This window comes from Roseburia sp. AF42-8 (assembly GCF_003435965.1).
GTDB lineage: Bacteria > Bacillota > Clostridia > Lachnospirales > Lachnospiraceae > Roseburia_C > Roseburia_C amylophila.
Map to the genome: position 1 here is coordinate 1 of NZ_QTVB01000029.1, position 19,254 is coordinate 19,254.

Genomic DNA, 19,254 nt, shown 5'->3' on the forward strand with positions numbered 1-19,254 from the left:
TAATGTATAACACAAATGGTTTAATTTGTCAACATAATTATCTATAGTATTGTATTTTCAAAATTTATTTTTTCATAAAAAGATGCATATAAAAGATTCCAGATTATATCTATCATCCCTTATATGCATCTTAATTTTCATCTATATTCTATTTCATATAACCCTTTTTCCCTGTGAATACTACTGCCGCTCCGCATAATGCCAAGAGTACAAGCAGATATCCAACCGGTGATTCATCGCCCGTTTTCAATGCTTTTGTTTTCTGTGCTGTGGTCTGCTCAGTATTTGGAGTGCTATTTCCACTTGTTGTATCAGCTTTCTTCGCAACGGTAAATTCGGCGGTTGCTTTCTTTTCTTCCCCACTGATAGAAGACACAATCGCAACCGTATGCTTTCCGGTAGCAAGGCTTTCTAAGTATTCTGCAGTAAAGGTGACAATGGTAGAGCCTTCTGTTACCGTATAGTTTTTCGCATCTACTACGGTGCCATCCACTTCTACACGAAGGAAGCTGCTGATACCGGCGTCACTGCGGAAACGAAGCGTTGCACCACTTTCCTTTGTCCATTCTCCACCAGCGCCTTCAATAATGACCGGTGTTGCCGGTTTATAATCCGGGTTCTTCTCATTACAACCTTCCCGTCTACAGGCTTCTGCATTGTTGCTAAAATCATGTCCTAATGGATTTCCACTGGTAAATGTTTCCGTTCCCTTTGCCCCACACAGCTTGCAGGATTTGTAGTAAACTGCCGGTGCCGTACAGGTTGCTGCTGTTTTCAGATAAGAATCTGATACTGTTTCCACCCATTCACCATGCTTGCATGTAATTGTAAATTCTTTTGTTGCTTTCGTATCTGTTCCAACCGTAACCTGTGCCTTATAACTGCCCGGTAACTTTGGTGCACCCCCAACGGCTTCTGCTCCGCTGTTGTCACTGTTGGTCTTTGTGTCTGTTCCACTCAGATAATATACGATTTCCGGAACCGGAAGATTAAGTCTCTTCCAGTCTTCGGATGTTGTTATATTGGCAGCTTTTGCTGTTCCATCATAGTCTGTATTCTCAGCTGATAAGGATAACCATAAAGATGCATCTTTCTCATTGCAGTCTCCCAATCCACTACAGGTGGCAAGAATACGGCTTCCATCTTTGCTTTCTGTTTCATCTACGGCATATTTCCATGTGTGACTGTGCTTCCACTCACCAATCAGGAGTGTTTTGGCAGATTTTTGACCTACTCCAATATGACCTCTCCAAACTTGTGGCGTATCTGTCAATTCTGAAATATCTGCCATCATAGCTGTAGAACCTTTCATTGACATGGCATCTCCAACTGTAATGCATGCATCACTTTTTCCATATCCATCTGATGTAAAAATGGCACCCCAGCCAAGTCCATCTGCAGTCGCATAAAGGGAACCATTTGGACTATTCTCAATACTTACACTTCCACATCCAAAAATTGCAAAATCACCATAGGTTCTAGATTCTTCTTTTATGCTGACCAGCTCATTGTTTCCAACCAGTGTAATATGAATGTTATCTACATAGCTTAATACATTATAAGAATAAGATTTTAATTTTAAATTAGAAAATGTCACCTTTGAAAAACTGTCAAGTGGTGGTTCATTATATTCTCCCAGCTCAATAATATCTGATGTAGGTTCTGCATTTTCATCCATTGCAATCGTAATGTCATCCGTCAGAATGGTAAGCGAATTTCTATTTCCAGATCCATATTTTCCATAGGTATAATCGACTCCTTCTACAATCGTCCCCGAATCCCTTGACAACGTAAATGGTCCTGCCTGAACCGAATTTGTAGCTGCATTTGTCTCAACTGTCATCCCCTGCATAAGACCTGCTACCATCATCAACGCAAGGAACAAGGAAAATAAACTTTTCTTCTTTTGTTTCATGTACATCCTTCCCTTCTTAAATTACCTTTTTTCACTTTTCACACTCTCAATGCTGTGTTACAATTACACTGTTATTTTACACCGCACATCAATGTACGATGCAATCATTTTACAAATTTTGCCGATATTTGAGAAAAGAAATATGATATGGAAATTTTTGAAGAGTTAAAGAGTGTTGCTTTGTCTTAAAATACCACAGTTCTAAAATACATGTTTTGCTTTTCTTTATGAAAGCCCGTCTTTCCAATGTTTGACAGTCTGCACCAGCTGTCCGCCTGCATACAGATACATAAACAAGCCTGTTAGGAGGTCTTGGCATTCTGTTATGCAACCGGCAATGCAGGCACAGGGATGTGCCTGCAAGGCGCAGTTGAATATGGATATGAATTTGCGCCGGTTGCCGGAATCATAAACTTATTTGCCAGAATGTCTAGACCTCCTTACGGGTTTGTGGAAGTATCTGTCGCAGACGGACAACCGGTGCAGCCGGTCAAAGCAACGGAAAGACAGCTTATGACCAAGCAAAACATGCACTTAAGAACTGTTGGCATTTTAAGGCAATAAGCAAACCGTCTTTATTTCTTCAAAATTTCTAAATCCATTCTTTTCACAATCACCGAATAAATAAAAAGGGGGAAACATTTTGAAAGAACTGTTTTCAATTGGAGATGCCGCAGACTTTGTGGGCATCACAAGAAGAATTATTTTAAATTATGAAGCTCATGGACTGGTTTTCCCGGATGCAAAAAAAGACCCATCCGGCAATCGTTACTATACCATTGATACACTGACAAAGATTCGAACCATCCGCTCGCTGCAGAATCTTGGCCTGTCACTGGATGAAATCCATGGCTACTTTGACAACTCCAACGACCTTTTATCCATGGTTCGAAGGCTGGAAGCTTTGCGGGATGAATTAAATGCCAATATCAAAGCCTTATATGAAAGAATCAATCAGGGATTTGAATCAATGGAAATCATTACAATTCCATCACAGACGGTGTACTGCCGCAAAATAGAAAGTGACAGCATCGCAGAAAAGACGAATCTTTTAAGAGAGGTTGCCTTGGAAGCACTGCAGAACTATGGGCCGGCACATACCGGGCAGATTTATTTTACGGAAGCTCCCATTACGGATGCAAAGGATATGTCCTTTTTTGCTGTTGTCCCGGCAGGAAGCAAGGGTGAGCACATTTTAAATCTCCCTGCCCAGAAAGCAGTCTGCCTCTATCATCATGGAGCGTATGAAGAATTGCCATCGGTTCATGATACCCTGCTTTCCTATGCCAGAGAGCAAAAACTTACACCGGTTGGTATCTTCCGTCACTGTTACTTAGAGGGGCCACCACAGCATAAAGACAAAAGTAAATTTATTACCCAGGTACTGCTTCCGCTAGCATGTTCTAAATGACATGTATCCGGCTCCACCTGCCGCTTAGATACCGGACGCTGAATGCGATAGCACGAAGCGTCCAATCGGCAAACATGCCAATCCACACCGCCATTGGTCCGAAACCACAGCTGCGGATCAGATATACACACAGTGCCACACGGCAGAACCACATGGTAAGACTGGATAAAATCATGGAGAATTTCACATCTCCGGCAGCACGCATGCCATAAGCCGGGATAAATGCCAGCACCCATACAATCGGTTTTACAATCGTAATTGCTATTATCATTTCCATGCAGAGGGAGGCACTTTCTGCTTCCATTCCAGCTAAAAATGTAACCGGCTTTGTCAATAAAAATACCACTGCACAGGAAATCAGAATAACAATTTCTGCATAGCCGCAGAGTTTCACCATATAATAACGCGCCTCTTCCACTTTTCCGGCTCCAATACATTGTCCTACTACTGTCATCAGTCCGATTCCGATTCCAATGGCTCCGATTCCATTTAAATTTTCCAGAATAATGGTCATTGCCTGCGCGGCAATGGCTGCCGTTCCAAGGGTTGATACGCTGGACTGGATTGCCAGCTTTCCGAACTGGAACATTCCGTTTTCAATTCCGGATGGAATTCCGATAGAAAGAATTTTTCCAATCAATGGGAAATTGGGACGGATCTTAAGATAATGATTTACCACAATCACCTGATCCGGTTTCCGCAGATTCCAGAAAATAACTACTGCACAAAAGATTCTGGAAAATAAGGTAGAAAGGGCTGCTCCTTCCACGCCCATTTTTAATCCAAAGATAAGCACTGCATTTCCGGCAATGTTGAGTCCATTGGAAAGCACGGAAATCATCATTGGAAAACGACTGTTTCCTGCTGCCCGGTAAAAAGCTCCACCGGCATCAAAAAGTGCAATGAACGGAAATGAAATTGCAGTCAGCAGGAAGTAAATCATGGAATTATCCATAACAGCCTCTTCTACCTGGCCAAAAATCAGATGCAGCAGTGGTCCACGAAATATAATACAAAATATAGACAATACCGTAGAAATCGTCAGTACGCTTAAAGTTACCTGTCTTGCAGCCTCATTGCTGGACTCCCTGTCTCCCCTTCCAAGATACTGGGAACAGATAATTGCTGCTCCTGCTCCTAATGCCGTAAATACCTGTATGACCAGTACATTGATGGAATCCACCAGTGATACCGCAGAGATTGCCGCACTTCCCACATTGCTTACCATCATGGTATCCGCCATTCCCATAAAGGAATTCAAAAGCTGCTCTACCATAATCGGCAGAAGCAGCGTAATAAGTTGCTTATTGGAAAACATCATATGTTCCCGGTCTAATTTTGTTGCATCATATAATCTTATCTTTCGCATTTTTTATTTCACTTCTTACTCTTTTACTACCGGTGTAAAATCCTCTGTATCACCGCAGAAGAAGCCTCCTGCACCGGCGATGATTTTCTGCATGATTTTTTGCATAAATGCATAGTTTTCTGTGTCAATTGTGACAGCAAAAAGAGCATGAATGTCATGCTCTTTTAAATAAGCATTGGCATATTCATCCTTTAAATCAACTGCAATCTCTTCGATATCCATGGAATGATGCTCCGGAACCTCCACCTCTAATACTCCCGCCTCTTTCCAGATTTCTGTTTCGATGCCATCCATTCCCTCTAATGCATTTTCAATCTCTGCTACTGTGATGGAATTTGGATTCATATAAAGCCACTCTTTGGTAACGGTGGCTGTGCCTGCTTTCTTTTCTCTTATTTTCTTTAACTTTGATTTATTCTTCATATCCGCTCCTGTTTGTGTTTATGGATATGTTCATCTTAGCACAAACATGGACTTCTGTCTCCCTACTTTTTTACTTCTCCATCCATAAAATATAAACGGGATGCAAAATCCGGGTAGTGCCTTACCTTATCATTGTATCCGGTTCCGCCAAATGCCGGACTGACATGAACGCCGCCATACATTAAGGTATCTCCATATGCATGGAAGTCTTCCGTCTCGCCATCCATTTTTACCAATTTCGAAAGCACCTGATGGGTCAGGGAATCCTGTCTGATATGAACCGGCGAAACCGTATTTACCAGGTCTCCGAATTCTTTGATATTATATTTTAATTTCCGGTTGTAGAAATGGTAACGGACATCCGGCAGCAATCCCTTCGGATAATAAGTCTGCTGCTGCGTATTTGGTACCACTAATTTCTGCATCAGCATACCCACTGCCTTCGTGCCATCTTCCGATACGCAGGTCCACTCCATCTGGTTACCGGCTTCGTCCGCTAAAACACTGCCACCCATTCCACTCTGTGCTCCGTCGTAAAAGCTTCTGCCCCGGTAAAAAGTTCCCTGCTGCAATACCTTCCGCCATTTCTTATATAATGCAATCTGCTCCTTCATGGCTTCCTTTTCTTCTTTTTTCATATCGCAGAGGTTGCATTCATAGCCGAAGCTTCCAAAGCATGCCACCTGAAATCTTGTCTCTAATGGCGTATTCCGCAGCGTCTGGTGATTCGGGCAGGCAGACACATGGGCACTGACTGCTGACAGCGGATAACCGTAACTATAATTTTCTTCTATCTCCGCCCGGCACAATGCATCCGTATCATCACTGCCCCAGATCTGTGGAAAATAGCATAAGATTCCAAGGTCAAAACGGTTGCCGCCTGCCGCACAGCCTTCAAATAAAATCTCCGGAAACCGTTCCGTCAGTTCCCTCATACACCGGTATAATCCTAACACATAACGGTGTGCCACTTCTCCCTGCCGTTCCGGTGGAAGTGCTGTGGAATAATAATCACTGAAGGTCCGGTTCATGTCCCATTTCACATAGGAAATGTCCGCTGAAGAAAAGACTTTGCTCATGCTCTCAATAATATAATCCTGTACTTCTCTTCTTCCCAAATCTAAAATCCGCTGGTTTCTTCCTTCCGAATGAGGCTGTCCCGGAATCTCAATCGTCCAGTCCGGATGAGCCACATAAAGTTTGCTTTTCACATTGACCATTTCCGGCTCCACCCAGATTCCAAACTGCAGTCCCAGTCCATGAATCTTATCAGATAAGCCCTTAAGACCGCCCGGCAGCTTCTTCGTATTTGCTTCCCAGTCTCCTAAGGAACTGCTGTCATCCATCCGCTCGCCAAACCAGCCGTCATCCATTACAAATAATTCTATGCCAACTTCTTTTGCTTCCTTTGCCAGCTTCAGTAACTTCTTCTCACTGATGTCAAAATAGGAAGCCTCCCAACTGTTAAGCAGTATCGGCCGCTCCTTCTTCTGCCAGGTTCCACGGATAATATGCTCCCGGATAAAATGATGCAGCCTCTGGCTCATCTGGTTAAATCCGTTTTCTGCATATGCCATCACTGCCTCCGGTGCCTGAAAGCTTTCTTCCGGCACCACTTCATAGGAAAATGCCTGTGGATTGATTCCTGTCACCAGACGCATTTTGCCAAAGCTGTTTACTTCTGTTGCTTCATAGTGATTACCGGAATAGATAAGGTGAAAACCAAAGCATTCCCCGGCATCCTCTGTAGTCTTCGGCCGGCTTAGCATCACAAAGGAATTGGCCCGGCTGGAGGTTGTTCCGGTATAGGAAGCATTTACTAATTTTCCTGCTATTACCGGCATATCACTCCGCTTCATTTCTCTTGCCCAGGCTCCATGAAATGTAGTAAATGCATAATCATGCCCATCAAAGTCAAGCTGCAGGCTCATCAGCCGTTTCAACTGCACAGCTTTCTTTCCGTTATTATAGAATTTCGCACTGCGGCTGATGATGTCACAGGATGGATAGACATAATAATACAATTCCAGTGCCAGCTCATTTCCTTCGTCCGCAAGCCGGATACAAAGCTGCTCCACTTCCTCTTCGCTGCCATAGGAACCCGGCAGTTCCGCAAAGGCTTCCTTACCTTTGGTTATCTCTGCTTCCTTGTATACAAAATCTATCGTATTGCTTCCATTGGCATTCACCACTTCCACAAAAGGCTCTCTTATATCTCCTTTTCCATAGGAGGACATTTCAAGGCGCATATCCTCTAAGGAATATGCTTTCTGCTCTTCGTTATACTGATTCACATTGCCCGGTACAAAGATGTGCTTTTCCACCAGCGGCTGCATATCTGCTTCGTCCTCGATATGAAGCTTTCTGCCGTAATAAAGATGCTCCAGTTGTCCGGTAGGAAGTACCCGGAAGCAATAGGTGGTATGGTCGGTATCCAGAATAAAATAATCCTTTTCCTTACGAATCATTGATAATTTTCCTTCCCTTTCATCCTGCTTTTTCTGCTTGCTATTTTTACATGCTGTCTGTTTAAACTTCCTTCGCCTTAATCTGCTCTGTGATTTCCTGCACTTTTTCTTCTGTCAGGATAAATTTCTTGCGGAATACCAGCACTGCAATCAGCAAGCCGATAATCGGAATTCCTGCCATTGTCATGCGTAGTCCTAAAAGGGAGCTGCCGGATGCGACAGCTGCGGCTGCTGTTTCTGCAGTATCGTTACTTAAGTGGCAGAGATTTAAGCAGATGGAAGCTGCCAGTGCAGCTACTCCGGATGCCAGTTTTACCACAAAGGTCTGCATGGAAAAGATAACGCTCTCATCTCTCCGGTTATTTTTCAGTTCGCCATAGTCCACGGTATTTGCAAGAAATACGGTGGTAAGTACCGTCAGCATTCCAAAGGCTGTAAAGATAAAGAATGACGGAATAAATAATAACAATAAGTTTGACATATTTGTCAGTGTCAGTATAAATAATACACCATAACCTGCGATTGCCATAACAAAGCTTACATAAAATACCTTCAAGACACTTAAGAATTTACGCAGCAGTGGGAAGAATATCATCATGGAAATAATCTGGATTCCACCGCCAAAGGTATTGAATAAGGTATAGCTGTTATACCACGCGTCCCCGCCAAAATCATATTTGAAGAAATAAATCAAAAGATTCGAAGTAATATAAAGAGAGCAGTTAATCAGCACAATGGTAACCACAACGGTCATTGCCTGGTCATTCTGTAACAGTGCCTTAAACATCTGTCCTACCGATGGAGAGTCCACATTTACGGTGGATTTTTCTTTGATGCTCATACAGGTAATAGTGATAAAAATCACAAATAACACTGCAATGATTAATGCAAACCATTTGAAACCGGCACGTTCATTGCCCTGCCCTAATAAAACCACACATTTTACCGTGATAATAGTAATCAGTGCAGAGCCCACGCCTGCACAGGATCGGGCAAGGGTAGAAAGTCCCTCTCTTTCTTTGCCGCCTTCGGTAAATGCCGGAATCATGGACCAGAATGGAATATCCATCATGGTATAAGTAACGCCCCACAGCACATAGGTTACTGCTGCATAGGCAACCAGTCCACCGCCATCTAATGCAGGTGGTGCCGCAAACATCAGATATAAAATTACTGCATTGGTTATGGTTCCAATCAGAAGCCACGGACGGAACTTACCCCAGCGGGTTCTCGTCTTGGCTACGATAATTCCCATAACCGGGTCATTGAATGCGTCAAATACTCTTGCTGCCATCAGGATAATTCCCATTGCAATGGCACTGACACCCAAAATATCCTGATAGTAATATAAAATGTAACTTGCAGAAAGCATGTATACCATGTCTTTGCCAACTGCACCAAGGCCATATGCCACTTTTTCTTTTGTTGTTAATCTCATTGTCCTTCTCCTCCTTTTCGTAAGCCCATTGCCAGTTCCACTACCCTGTATGCGCCATCGTAAATCCCCTGTTTCTTATTTTCCATAATTGCTTCACACATATCGGTAAGCAGATGGTCTGAGCTTTGGAATAATTCCAGCATCTGCAAGGTATGTGGAATATCACGGCATTCCAGGGTACCGTCCCCAATCTCTGCGGAATGGATGGCACCCCACTGTTCATGTCCACCCACTCTTTTGATAAAGAGCTTCGGCACCGGATAAAATGCCAGCTCGCTAGGCTTTGTCACCAGTATATCGCAGCTTCGCATCAAAAGATTCGTGCAGTACACTGCTTCGAAAATATTCTTATGGTAGAAGCCATGGACTCCGATTACTTCCCCATCCAGTGCAGCTTCGGCAAACTGCTTTGTATTCTCCCAGTCATCAAAATGCTCCGTTGCTGCATTTTTTAGTTCCGGAATTTCCTGTAATAATTCTTCCCAGACATTCCGGTAATCTCCCACATTGACATAAAGTGCTGCCCTGCCTTCCCGGATTGCCGGCAGCAGATATCTGATAATAGCCGCAAAAATTTCTCTCTGTGCTCCGGCTCCGCCGATGGTCAAAAGAAAACGCATCGGTTTCTTCTCATGCTTTCTTTGGATTCTTGCTTCACAGTCAGCTTCAATGTTGCTTACCAGCTCATGGTCAATATAATGTCCCGTGTATACAAGGTCTTTTTCCGGCATTGGATTTAAGACATCTTTTCCCTGCATGCCATTTAAAATCCGATAGCCCTGATATGCATAATGAGTCTGCACCGTATGAAGGCTTCCTTCGGATAAATGCAATGCCATCGGCCAGTTATCCGGAATCGCATTGACTACATATTTCATACCGGCATGAATGGCTGCCTGTGCCGGCCACACATGGGTTGCTACCACCGGAATTTCCTTTGGTACATTCCGGTAAACCGGAGCCATAAGCTCTGCATTTTTCTGGTCGGAGGCATTATAGGAAAGCTTCCGGAATCCCTCATAGTTCATTGGCTCCCACACCAGTTTATTAAAAAGCTTACTCTTACCGGAAAGTCTAGAACCCAGAGAATACAAATCATTCTGTGCGCCAATGACCTTCGTGCAGGTAGTCCCAGGATAGGAATTTAAGTCCATCCAGTATGGTGTGTAGCCCATGGATTTTGCTGCGGATGCAATTGCCATGGAAATCCGGTAATGTCCAAATCCCATACGGATATTTCCTACAATAATGCCTTTTTCTTTGTCAAAATCCAGTTTTGAAGCCTCTTTCTGCTCTGGCAGCAGCACATCCACAACGCCAAGTGCATCACCGATATGTGCATTTTCTTTTAACACTACCGGATAATCTGTCTTACTGTCATCCCCAAATTTCTTTTGAAATTTCTTCTTACTCTTTACCGCCTTCCGGTACACCTTCTGCGGCATTTTGTTTCCGAAGATTTCCCTTGATTTCTCCTTCATAGATACCCTCCTTATCGTTATACTCCCTTATGCTGTTTCAAATGTAATTTCTCTGGTTCCTGCCTGGCGGTTGCTTATCATAAGTTTTCCGCTTCCGGTCTTTCCTATGGTCTTTACATAAGTGCCACCCATACCGCCCTGCAGGCTGATGATGTCCGGTCCGATGAGTTCTAATGCTCCCTCACATTTTAGCTGCACCGGCTCCTGAAAATATGGCAACAGATTTCCATTTTCATCCACTGCCTGTATTCTTACCGCAGCCACATCATAGGTATGTGTTTCTTTTAATTTCTGACTGCTGACCGTAATCTGATACTGCACCTTCTGTACCGGTTCTCTTACTAAAGTTTTGACCACCTTACCATCCTTTATGGCTTCTAACTTATATACCATAGATTGTCCGCCCCAGTCCCCGACATACCTGTTATAAAGTGCAACCGCATCCTCCATCTTCATATGATAAAAAAGCATCAGCTTTGCTGCCAGATAATATGCTCTTTTCGGCAGATGGTTCATGCCATATCGTGCTGCCAGATTCAAAACCTCTTTTACCATTGCCGCCTGTTTCGGTGCGAAATTCTCTCCCTCTTCGATGGCATTTCCAATGTAATCATCAATTGGAACCGGACCATGTTTCAGATTCTTATATGGAGAATCCGTTTTCTTATATTCCTTGATAAACCGGTCATTTTTGTACATTTTAACGCTGTCTGCATTGGTAAAAATATAAGTCTGCCCCCGGTTGCAGGCTGGATGCTCTCCAATATCCATCGTTGAACTTAAGGCTAATACCGGTCTTTCTTCCTGCTGGCAGGCATACACATCTGCCGCCATTTTCGGATTACGGAACATGTCTAAGACTCCGTGATAGCAGATTCTGTCTCCACTGCCGAAATCTTTATGTGTATTATAATCTGCCATACACCATCCGAAGCTTCCGGCAATGTCCTCTTCTCCTGCTACTGCATCCAGTACACTGGCGTGGCGGAGTGCATGCCACATACGATGTTCTTCCCAGTCGAAGGATTTGGTGGAATACATATGTCCGTTATATTCTGTGATAAGATACGGTTTTTCTATATCGGATGTCACATCCTTCTTATGCTCACAGCCTTTGTTCAGACCATTGTGTACAAAATCATTATAGGTATATACATCCTCCAAAAGACTGCTCTTTTTATGTGCCCGCACGCCACCGGTCTGTCTGGTATCATCTAACTTATGTGCTATTGCATTGGTGCGGCGGTAAAATTCATCGTCATCCTGCGATTCATTAATCCTCACACCCCAGAGAATAGTGGATGGATGGTTGCGGTACTGTATCACCATGTCTTTTACATTTTCCACCGCCTGCGCTTTCCACGCTTCATCACCGATATGCTGCCAGCCCGGAATCTCGGTAAATACCATAAGTCCAAGCTCATCGCACCGGTTTATAAATTCCTGGGACTGCGGATAATGGGAGGTCCGCACTGCATTCAGCCCTAACTCTTTCTTTAATACTTCCGCATCCATCCGCTGTATGGAAGCCGGCATGGCATAGCCCACATAAGGATAGCTCTGGTGACGGTTCAAGCCCCGGATTCTAAACTTCTGTCCATTTAAGTAAAAGCCATCTTTTTGGAATACTGCCTGACGAAAGCCCACCGTTGTTACAACCTCATCGATTATATTATTTCCGGTTACAAGCTGGGTCTTTACTTCATATAACGCCGGATTCTCTACCTCCCATAGGGATACGATTCCTGCCGGAAATGCAAGTTTTTTCTTTCCCTCCTGCGTAGGAATTTCAGAAAAAGTTTTCTCTCCAACCAGACGGTATTCCTCTTCACCTTTTTTCCGAATGTTCTGCCGTAACAACAGGTTTTCTTCGTTTCCTGCCAGCGTGATTTCCGATAACAGTGTTCCCTTCTTCGTTTCCAGCTCCACCTGTGGTTTTAAAAATACATCTGCAAGATAGCTTTCCTCATTTATCTCAAGGTACACATCCCGGTAAATTCCACCGTAAGTCATATAATCAATGACAAATCCAAAGGGCGGAACATTCAGATTCTCATTGCTGTCCACCCGCACCGCAATGATATTATCTTCCCCATAGTGAAGCTGTGCTGAAATATCAATGGTAAATGCCGTATATCCGCAGTGGTGTGTGCCTGCTTTCTTTCCATTTACATAGACTTCACTGTCATGGGCAACTCCCTCAAAGGTCAGCCGTACCACTTTTCCTTCCCACTCTTTCTTCGCCAAAAGGTGTCTGCGGTAGCCGCTTACCATCTGATACGCATGCTCATCAAAATAGTGAAAGGGCAGTTCCTTTACCGTATGGGGAATCCGTACGCTCTGCATTGCTGCTTCGTCATATTCTGCATTGCCCTGTGTTGCTTCCCATTTCTCACTGAAATACCAGTCATTGTCCAAATAGTATTTTTCTCTCATACCTTTTCCTCGCTCTTTCTACTGGTGTATTTCTATTCATGCATCTCTATTCACACATGTCTATTGTCTCGTGTTAATTCCATCCACCAGAATATTCACTACTTCCTCTAATGCCTCACCATAGGAAAGTTTACTCTGAATCAGGATGTCTCTTTGGAAGAACTGTTCCAGGGAGGCTTCCAGCATCATCTTTAAAACCGGTATGTTGATGCGGCGGATTACGCCTTCCTCCATGCCCTGTTCCAATAACGCAATGGTGGTCTCCCAGCCGGTCTCTAACCGAAGTTCCACCTGATGATAAATTTCCGGAAATTTATCTTTTAATAAATACATCTGCCGGAAATCGATTTCCTTATAGCTCTCCGGCATTACCCCTAGGATTTTCCGTATTTTTTCTAAAGTGCCAAGCTTTCGTCTGCCATAACTTCCCGTTCACTTTCCTTGATGCAGTCAAACAGATAATCCACCATGGCAAGAAATAACGCCTCTTTATCTGCAAATACCTGATAAATTGTTTTCTTGCTGATACCAAGAATGCGGGCGATATCATCCATGGTAAATTTCAATCCCTTCTGGTTAAATGCCTGCATCGTGCCCTGCAATATTTTCTCTCTCAATTCCATGTTCACTACCCCTGTTCTCTGCGGAAACTACTTTTTATTTTTCGGTTTCCTCAATTGTAACACCTTGGGATTTCCGTTACAAGAAACTGAATTACCAAAATTGGTTTCCTGAATTTGTGTATTTTGACGAGAAGGGAATTTCAACTATGCAAAATACCATTTATATTTTTTCAATTACAACATAACTTACTTCATTTTGCCCCCATCCTGATGTCTTAACACTCAAATATTAGTAAAAGAGCCAGATACCTTAAAACAAAGATATCTGGCTCTTCATAATTATTTTATTTAATTTAATCTCCTCTTACAGGAAGATATACTTACAAATGAATAATACTGCAAGAATATACATCAGCGGAGTAATCTTCTTAGCTTTACCACAGATTAAGTTGATGATAACGTAAGAGATAACACCGATTGCGATACCTTCTGCAATGCTGTACATAAGAGGCATAGCGATTAAGCAAAGGTATGCAGGAGCTGCTTCTGTAATATCGTTGAAGTCAATCTTAACGATTGCAGATACCATAAGGAATCCAACGAAGATTAATGCAGGAGCGGTAGCAAATCCTGGGATTGCTGTAAAGATTGGTGCAAATAAGATTGCAATCAGGAACATGAATCCGGTTACAACAGATGCAAAACCGGTTCTGGCACCTGCACCTACACCAGCAGAACTCTCTACAAAAGTTGTGGTTGTAGAAGTACCAAGAACAGCACCAGCAGATGTTGCGATAGCGTCAGCTAATAATGCATTTTTAACTCTAGGAAGTTTTCCTTCTTTGTCTAACATGCCTGCCTTATCAGAAACACCGATTAAGGTTCCGATGGTATCAAACATATCTACAAATAAGAAGGATAATAATACTACGATAAAGTTAACAATACCTACACCGGTAAAGTCAGCTTTGAAACACTGTCCAAAGGTTTCTCCGATTTTGGTGAAGTCTGTCATTGCAAATGTAGGATATAAAGAATAGAATCCAGCTTCTGCATCAATCTGATAGATGCCTGCCGCCTGGCAGATCATACCAAGGATCCATGTAGCAAGGATTCCGATAAGGATGGAACCTTTTACATTCTTTACATATAAAATGATGGTAAGAATTAAACCAATCAGTGCAAGTAAAGCACAGATTCCTTCTGTATGCCAGTTCTCTGTAAATTTAACATAAGATAATAAAGTAGTGCTGTTGTCAACAACAATGTGAGCACCCTGTAAACCGATGAAAGCAATAAACAGACCAATACCGGCACTTACACCTTTTTTCAGTGTAGCAGGAATGGCATTGAAAATTGCCTCACGTACGTTGGTCAGTGAAAGCACGATAAAGATGATACCTTCAATGAACACTGCCATTAATGCGACTCTCCAGTCATAACCCATATTTCCACATACTGTAAATGCGAAATATGCATTCAATCCCATACCAGGAGCTAATGCGAATGGATAATTAGCCATCAAAGCCATTGCAAGTGTTCCGATAAAGGATGCAAGACAGGTTGCAATCAAAACTGCAGTAGGATCCATGCCAGCAGCAGATAACAGGTTCGGGTTAACTGCCAGGATGTAAGCCATTGTCATAAATGTGGTAAGACCTGCAATTACTTCTGTCTTGACGTTAGTGTTGTTCTCTTTGAATTTGAACATTTTCTCTAACATTTTTCTTCCTCCAAATTGTTTTTTATACCTAAAGCCAGCCTCTCTGGCAATAAGTCATGGTAAACTTCTCTTCTGTAAATTATTTTCCTTCATATGTAATTACAGAAGCAACATCATAACCCTTCAAACGTTCTCTTCCCTTTAATCCAGCCAGTTCCATTAAGAAAATGACTTTGACTACTTCACCGCCAAGCTGCTCTACTAATTTGATAGCAGCTTCAATGGTTCCGCCGGTTGCGATTAAGTCATCTACTAAAACAACCTTCTGCCCCGGTTTGATGGAATCCTTGTGCATCTCAATGGTAGCCTGTCCATACTCTAAATCATAAGACTGTGAAATGGTCTCACATGGTAATTTTCCTTTTTTGCGAACCGGTACAAACGGTTTATGCATTTCGTAAGCAATTGGTACTCCGAAAATGAATCCTCTGGATTCTGTACCGGCAACTACATCAAAGTCCACACCATCTAAAAGCTTGATCATGGAATCTATTGCAAGCTGAAGTCCATCTGCATCCTGCAATACGGAAGTAATATCCCTGAAAATAATTCCCGGTTCCGGAAAATCCGGTATACTTCTTACATATTCTTCTATTTTTTCATCTTAATACCCTTCTTTCTATTTACTGCCCTCTGTTTTAAAAAACACCTTTTTATTATAAATTTATACTGCCAGAAATACAAGCAATTTTTTATAAAATGTTAAGTTTTATCGTTACAATTTTTTATGAAAAGTTGCTATTTTATTGCAAATATATTAAGATGTTCTATACGAAAGAAAAGTTCGGAAAGGGGATTTTTTGTGAAAATTCTGATTTTATCCTGCAACACAGGAGAAGGACATAACGCCGCCGGTCATGCCGTGGAAGAAGCCGCTCTGGCAAGGGGACACGAAGTAAATTTTGTCGATGCCATGCAGCTTGGCAAAAGACATACTTCACGCCTTATCAGCGGACTTTATATTGGGATTGTAAAACATCTTCCGTGGTTTTTCGGTTTCATTTATAAGCTGGGAAGGCTTATCAGTAACCGCCATTTCAAATCTCCGGTTTACTGGGCAAATGCAAGGCTGGCAAAACCGCTTGCAGCCTCATCGAAGAAGGAAATTATGACATTGTGGTGATGCCGCACCTTTACCCGGCAGAGACCATTACTCATATGAAGAAACACAACATGCTGCCGGTAAAAGCAGTCGCTATCGGAACCGATTATACCTGCATCCCTTTCTGGGAGGAAACCAACTGCGACTACTATGTTATTCCCCATGAGGATTTAGTAGACGAATATATAAAACGCGGTGTTCCAAAAGAGAAATTACTGCCTTACGGTATCCCGGTGCGACGTTCTTTTACTAAACATACACCAAAGGACATTGCCCGCCGCAAATGCCACCTAGATGCTGATGCTCCTACCTTTCTCATTATGAGTGGAAGTATGGGATTTGGAAAGCTTGCAGTCTTTGCCATGACACTTTATAAGCAGTGTAAAAATGACGAACACATTGTAATTATCTGCGGAAACAATAAGAAATTACAGTCTGTTCTCACCAAAGAATTCAGACATTGCCCGCGGGTTCATGTCTTAGGCTACACCAGACATGTTTCCCTTTATATGGATGCCTGTGATGTCATCTTTACCAAGCCGGGCGGACTTACTTCCACTGAAACTTTAGTAAAGGGAATCCCAACTATCCATACCGCACCGATTCCAGGCTGCGAAACCGCAAACAGTGCATTTTTCGTAGACCGTGGCATTTCCTATGCCTCTAAATACATGATAGAGCAGATTCGCCTTGGAATGCTGCTGATGCGAAGCCATGATTTGCAGGAGGAAATGCATACCGCACAGCTCCGGGAGCAGAAATCCGATGCAGCAGAACGCATTGTGGACCTGTTAGAATCACTGTCTGAAAAATAACGACAATTGCTTTTATTCAAACAAGTGATTGTGGAAGCAGAAGAAAAGATTTTAATAGGAAATTTTGTGGCATTCCATATACATCTGATTTTCCTGGATGTGAAATGCCAACCATTCTTAGTGGTTCATTTTTCTTGATTATAAACTGTCTTTTCGCTTGCTTTGACAGAATCTCGGCACTGTCCGTCAAAAGCGGATGCCACATAAAGCCTGCAAGGGGCACTAGGAATTTCGACATCATACTATTTTCATCTGCAACCGGCACAAATTCACATCCATGTTCAACTGTGCCTCGCTGGTACATCCCTGTACCAGCGTTGCCTGTTGCCAGACGAAATTCCAAGTGCCCCTAACAGTCCTTACCAGGCATCCGCACTTTGACGAACAGTACCAGGATTCTGTTAAACATGGAAAAGACTGTTTTTATCAGAAAAAGAAAAATGAACTACTTAGAACGGTGGTATTTCATCATCGGAAAATCAATGCATATGGAATACCGCAAAATTCCTTTATACAAAATCTATCTCCTTCCGCAATCACCTGTTTATCGAAAAGAAAAGGAGCCTTTATATGAACCAGTCAATTATCACCTGCATCTTTTTTTCCATCGCCGGCTATCTCAGCGGCAGCATACTCTATGCCTACTGGATTCCAAAGATATTATTCCAGAAAGATATCTGTGCATTAAGTCCGGATGGAAATCCCGGCACTGCCAATGCCTTTGTGTACGGCGGATTCCGGGCTGGTATTCTTGCGCTCCTTTTGGAGCTTTTCAAGGGCTTTTTCCCGGTTATACTCGCCCTACGGACATTGGATATTGACACTCCATACATGATTCCGATTCTGATAGCACCGGTTCTCGGACATGCGTTCCCATTGCAGTTTCATCCAAAAAACAGTAACAAAAAAGGCGGCAAAGCCATTGCCGTCTCCTTTGGTGTACTGCTTGGAATCTTTCCGGTTGTTCTGCCGGTTCTTTTCCTTGCAGCTGCTTATATTCTTTTTTCTGTGGTCTTAATTATCCGGCCACATCTTTTTCGGTCCATTATTACCTTTGGCGTATTCTGCCTTCTGGTCTTTCTCTTTGTGCCGGTTCTCTCCATTGACTTTGCCTGCCTTGGAATTGCACTGCTTGTTATCTATAAGCATCTTTGCGCTTACCAGAACGAGAAACTTTCCATCCGGTTTTTCTTTCAAAAATAGCTTTTTTAAGAGATACCTACCAGGAAATAACTTCGGTTCCCTCTTCGGTTACCAGAACCTGAATCTCCCACTGAGCACTTGGAAGTCCGTCTTCTGTATACACGGTCCAGTTATTTTCATCATCTATGTAGATAGCTTCTTTTCCCATATTTACCATTGGCTCAATCGTAAACATCATGCCCGGAACTAAGAGCATCTCGGTTCCTCTCTTGCTGTGATAGCCAACCCATGGCTCTTCGTGGAATTCTTTTCCAACACCATGTCCACCGATTTCTCTTACGATAGTATAGCCATTTTCATAAGCATGGTCCTGCACTGCCTGACCCATATCTCCTAAAAAGCCCCATGGTTTTACCGCTTTTAAGCCTTCTTCCACACATTCTTTCGTTACCTGGACAAGACGCTTCTTTTCTTCACTGACATCTCCAATCAGAAACATTCTGGAGGAATCAGAAAAATATCCATCTAATATTGTGGAAACATCCACATTAATGATATCGCCATCCTTTAAAATAATATCCTCCGATGGAATACCATGGCATACCTCTTCATTAATTGACGTACAGACGCTCTTCGGAAATCCCTGATAATTAAGTGGTGCCGGGATTCCACCCATAGCTGTTGTTTTCTCATATACCATACGGTCAATTTCTTCTGTACTCATGCCGGCTTTGATATGCTCAGCCACATAATCCAGTACTGCCACATTAATTTTGGCACTTTCCCTGATACCTTCGATATCCTTCGGTGTCTTAATCAAATCATGGGTTGGCACAATACAGCCTGCCTCACGATACTTTTCAATCTTCTCATCAAATGACTGATGGCATGTCTTATACTTTCTTCCACTGCCACACCAGCAGGGATCATTTCTACCTATTTTTACAGACATTTCTATTTCCTTCCA

At 42.7% G+C, this 19,254-nt stretch carries 18 protein-coding genes; 5 read left to right on the top strand and 13 right to left on the bottom strand.

Going from position 1 to position 19,254, the window contains the following annotated elements:
- Positions 1–148: 148 nt before the first annotated feature.
- A complete protein-coding gene (locus tag DW059_RS11185) occupies positions 149–1,915 on the bottom strand; it encodes a hypothetical protein (RefSeq protein WP_147326049.1) in 1,767 nt (588 codons plus the stop codon).
- A 312-nt stretch (positions 1,916–2,227) separates the two neighbouring features.
- Between DW059_RS11185 and DW059_RS11190 the strand changes: the two genes are divergently transcribed.
- Together DW059_RS11190 and DW059_RS11195 are read left to right on the top strand one after the other, a co-directional pair.
- Complete coding sequence (locus tag DW059_RS11190) at positions 2,228–2,479, top strand: hypothetical protein (RefSeq protein ID WP_117698839.1); 252 nt, start codon at positions 2,228–2,230, stop codon at positions 2,477–2,479.
- 79 nt (positions 2,480–2,558) lie between these two features.
- Entirely contained in the window at positions 2,559–3,326 is a 768-nt protein-coding gene (locus DW059_RS11195) for a MerR family transcriptional regulator (protein WP_117698840.1), read from the top strand.
- Here DW059_RS11195 and DW059_RS11200 read toward each other — a convergent pair.
- The 10 genes from DW059_RS11200 to DW059_RS11240 form a co-directional block, all read right to left on the bottom strand.
- On the bottom strand, positions 3,319–4,695 hold the full coding sequence (locus tag DW059_RS11200) for an MATE family efflux transporter (protein ID WP_242986219.1): 1,377 nt from the start codon (positions 4,693–4,695) through the stop codon (positions 3,319–3,321). The genes DW059_RS11195 and DW059_RS11200 overlap by 8 nt on opposite strands.
- A gap of 15 nt (positions 4,696–4,710) precedes the next feature.
- Positions 4,711–5,118: a hypothetical protein gene (locus tag DW059_RS11205; protein WP_022244185.1), complete on the bottom strand. Its 408-nt coding sequence runs from the start codon at positions 5,116–5,118 to the stop codon at positions 4,711–4,713.
- Between the two features lie 62 nt (positions 5,119–5,180).
- Complete coding sequence (locus DW059_RS11210; RefSeq protein ID WP_117698841.1) at positions 5,181–7,586, bottom strand: alpha-galactosidase; 2,406 nt, start codon at positions 7,584–7,586, stop codon at positions 5,181–5,183.
- Positions 7,587–7,647: 61 nt separating this feature from the next.
- Complete coding sequence (locus DW059_RS11215) at positions 7,648–9,024, bottom strand: glycoside-pentoside-hexuronide (GPH):cation symporter (RefSeq protein WP_117698842.1); 1,377 nt, start codon at positions 9,022–9,024, stop codon at positions 7,648–7,650.
- The gene (locus tag DW059_RS11220; protein ID WP_117698843.1) at positions 9,021–10,505 is read right to left on the bottom strand and encodes a DUF6937 domain-containing protein; all 1,485 of its coding nucleotides are present in this window, start codon (positions 10,503–10,505) and stop codon (positions 9,021–9,023) included. The genes DW059_RS11215 and DW059_RS11220 overlap by 4 nt, the downstream gene beginning before the upstream one ends.
- Before the next feature lie 27 nt (positions 10,506–10,532).
- Entirely contained in the window at positions 10,533–12,941 is a 2,409-nt protein-coding gene (locus tag DW059_RS11225; protein WP_117698844.1) for a glycoside hydrolase family 2 protein, read from the bottom strand.
- A 60-nt stretch (positions 12,942–13,001) separates the two neighbouring features.
- Positions 13,002–13,310, bottom strand: a complete 309-nt coding sequence (locus DW059_RS17345) for a hypothetical protein (RefSeq protein WP_330408400.1) — start codon at positions 13,308–13,310, stop codon at positions 13,002–13,004.
- A gap of 26 nt (positions 13,311–13,336) precedes the next feature.
- On the bottom strand, positions 13,337–13,564 hold the full coding sequence (locus tag DW059_RS17350) for a TetR/AcrR family transcriptional regulator (protein WP_330408401.1): 228 nt from the start codon (positions 13,562–13,564) through the stop codon (positions 13,337–13,339).
- Positions 13,565–13,868: 304 nt separating this feature from the next.
- The gene (locus DW059_RS11235; RefSeq protein WP_117698845.1) at positions 13,869–15,227 is read right to left on the bottom strand and encodes an NCS2 family permease; all 1,359 of its coding nucleotides are present in this window, start codon (positions 15,225–15,227) and stop codon (positions 13,869–13,871) included.
- Between the two features lie 79 nt (positions 15,228–15,306).
- Positions 15,307–15,822, bottom strand: coding sequence for an adenine phosphoribosyltransferase (locus DW059_RS11240; protein WP_117698846.1), 516 nt, complete (start codon positions 15,820–15,822; stop codon positions 15,307–15,309).
- 207 nt (positions 15,823–16,029) lie between these two features.
- Between DW059_RS11240 and DW059_RS16515 the strand changes: the two genes are divergently transcribed.
- Both DW059_RS16515 and DW059_RS11245 read left to right on the top strand, forming a co-directional pair.
- A complete protein-coding gene (locus DW059_RS16515) occupies positions 16,030–16,350 on the top strand; it encodes a hypothetical protein (RefSeq protein WP_242986221.1) in 321 nt (106 codons plus the stop codon).
- A complete protein-coding gene (locus tag DW059_RS11245) occupies positions 16,350–17,144 on the top strand; it encodes an MGDG synthase family glycosyltransferase (protein ID WP_242986223.1) in 795 nt (264 codons plus the stop codon). Before DW059_RS16515 ends, DW059_RS11245 begins: the two co-directional genes overlap by 1 nt.
- A 16-nt stretch (positions 17,145–17,160) precedes the next feature.
- On the opposite strand, the gene DW059_RS11250 is transcribed toward DW059_RS11245, so the two are convergent.
- Positions 17,161–17,487, bottom strand: a complete 327-nt coding sequence (locus DW059_RS11250) for a hypothetical protein (RefSeq protein ID WP_147326050.1) — start codon at positions 17,485–17,487, stop codon at positions 17,161–17,163.
- Between the two features lie 227 nt (positions 17,488–17,714).
- Here DW059_RS11250 and DW059_RS11255 point away from each other — a divergent pair, with 227 nt between their 5' ends.
- A complete protein-coding gene (locus DW059_RS11255; RefSeq protein WP_117698848.1) occupies positions 17,715–18,347 on the top strand; it encodes a glycerol-3-phosphate acyltransferase in 633 nt (210 codons plus the stop codon).
- A gap of 16 nt (positions 18,348–18,363) precedes the next feature.
- Here the strand turns inward: DW059_RS11255 and DW059_RS11260 are convergent, their stop codons facing one another.
- Positions 18,364–19,239 (bottom strand): methionyl aminopeptidase, encoded by an 876-nt coding sequence (locus tag DW059_RS11260; RefSeq protein ID WP_117698849.1) that lies wholly within the window; start codon positions 19,237–19,239, stop codon positions 18,364–18,366.
- Positions 19,240–19,254: the final 15 nt, after the last annotated feature.

What these genes read in the sequence shown, in the direction of transcription:
- DW059_RS11185 (WP_147326049.1), bottom strand. Translation starts at nt 1,915, where the DNA reads ATGAAACAAAAGAAGAAAAGTTTATTTTCCTTGTTCCTTGCGTTGATG.
- DW059_RS11200 (WP_242986219.1), bottom strand. Translation starts at nt 4,695, where the DNA reads ATGCGAAAGATAAGATTATATGATGCAACAAAATTAGACCGGGAACAT.
- DW059_RS11205 (WP_022244185.1), bottom strand. Translation starts at nt 5,118, where the DNA reads ATGAAGAATAAATCAAAGTTAAAGAAAATAAGAGAAAAGAAAGCAGGC.
- DW059_RS11210 (WP_117698841.1), bottom strand. Translation starts at nt 7,586, where the DNA reads ATGATTCGTAAGGAAAAGGATTATTTTATTCTGGATACCGACCATACC.
- DW059_RS11215 (WP_117698842.1), bottom strand. Translation starts at nt 9,024, where the DNA reads ATGAGATTAACAACAAAAGAAAAAGTGGCATATGGCCTTGGTGCAGTT.
- DW059_RS11220 (WP_117698843.1), bottom strand. Translation starts at nt 10,505, where the DNA reads ATGAAGGAGAAATCAAGGGAAATCTTCGGAAACAAAATGCCGCAGAAG.
- DW059_RS11225 (WP_117698844.1), bottom strand. Translation starts at nt 12,941, where the DNA reads ATGAGAGAAAAATACTATTTGGACAATGACTGGTATTTCAGTGAGAAA.
- DW059_RS17345 (WP_330408400.1), bottom strand. Translation starts at nt 13,310, where the DNA reads ATGCCGGAGAGCTATAAGGAAATCGATTTCCGGCAGATGTATTTATTA.
- DW059_RS17350 (WP_330408401.1), bottom strand. Translation starts at nt 13,564, where the DNA reads ATGGAATTGAGAGAGAAAATATTGCAGGGCACGATGCAGGCATTTAAC.
- DW059_RS11235 (WP_117698845.1), bottom strand. Translation starts at nt 15,227, where the DNA reads ATGTTAGAGAAAATGTTCAAATTCAAAGAGAACAACACTAACGTCAAG.
- DW059_RS11245 (WP_242986223.1), top strand. Translation starts at nt 16,350, where the DNA reads ATGCCGCACCTTTACCCGGCAGAGACCATTACTCATATGAAGAAACAC.
- DW059_RS11255 (WP_117698848.1), top strand. Translation starts at nt 17,715, where the DNA reads ATGAACCAGTCAATTATCACCTGCATCTTTTTTTCCATCGCCGGCTAT.
- DW059_RS11260 (WP_117698849.1), bottom strand. Translation starts at nt 19,239, where the DNA reads ATGTCTGTAAAAATAGGTAGAAATGATCCCTGCTGGTGTGGCAGTGGA.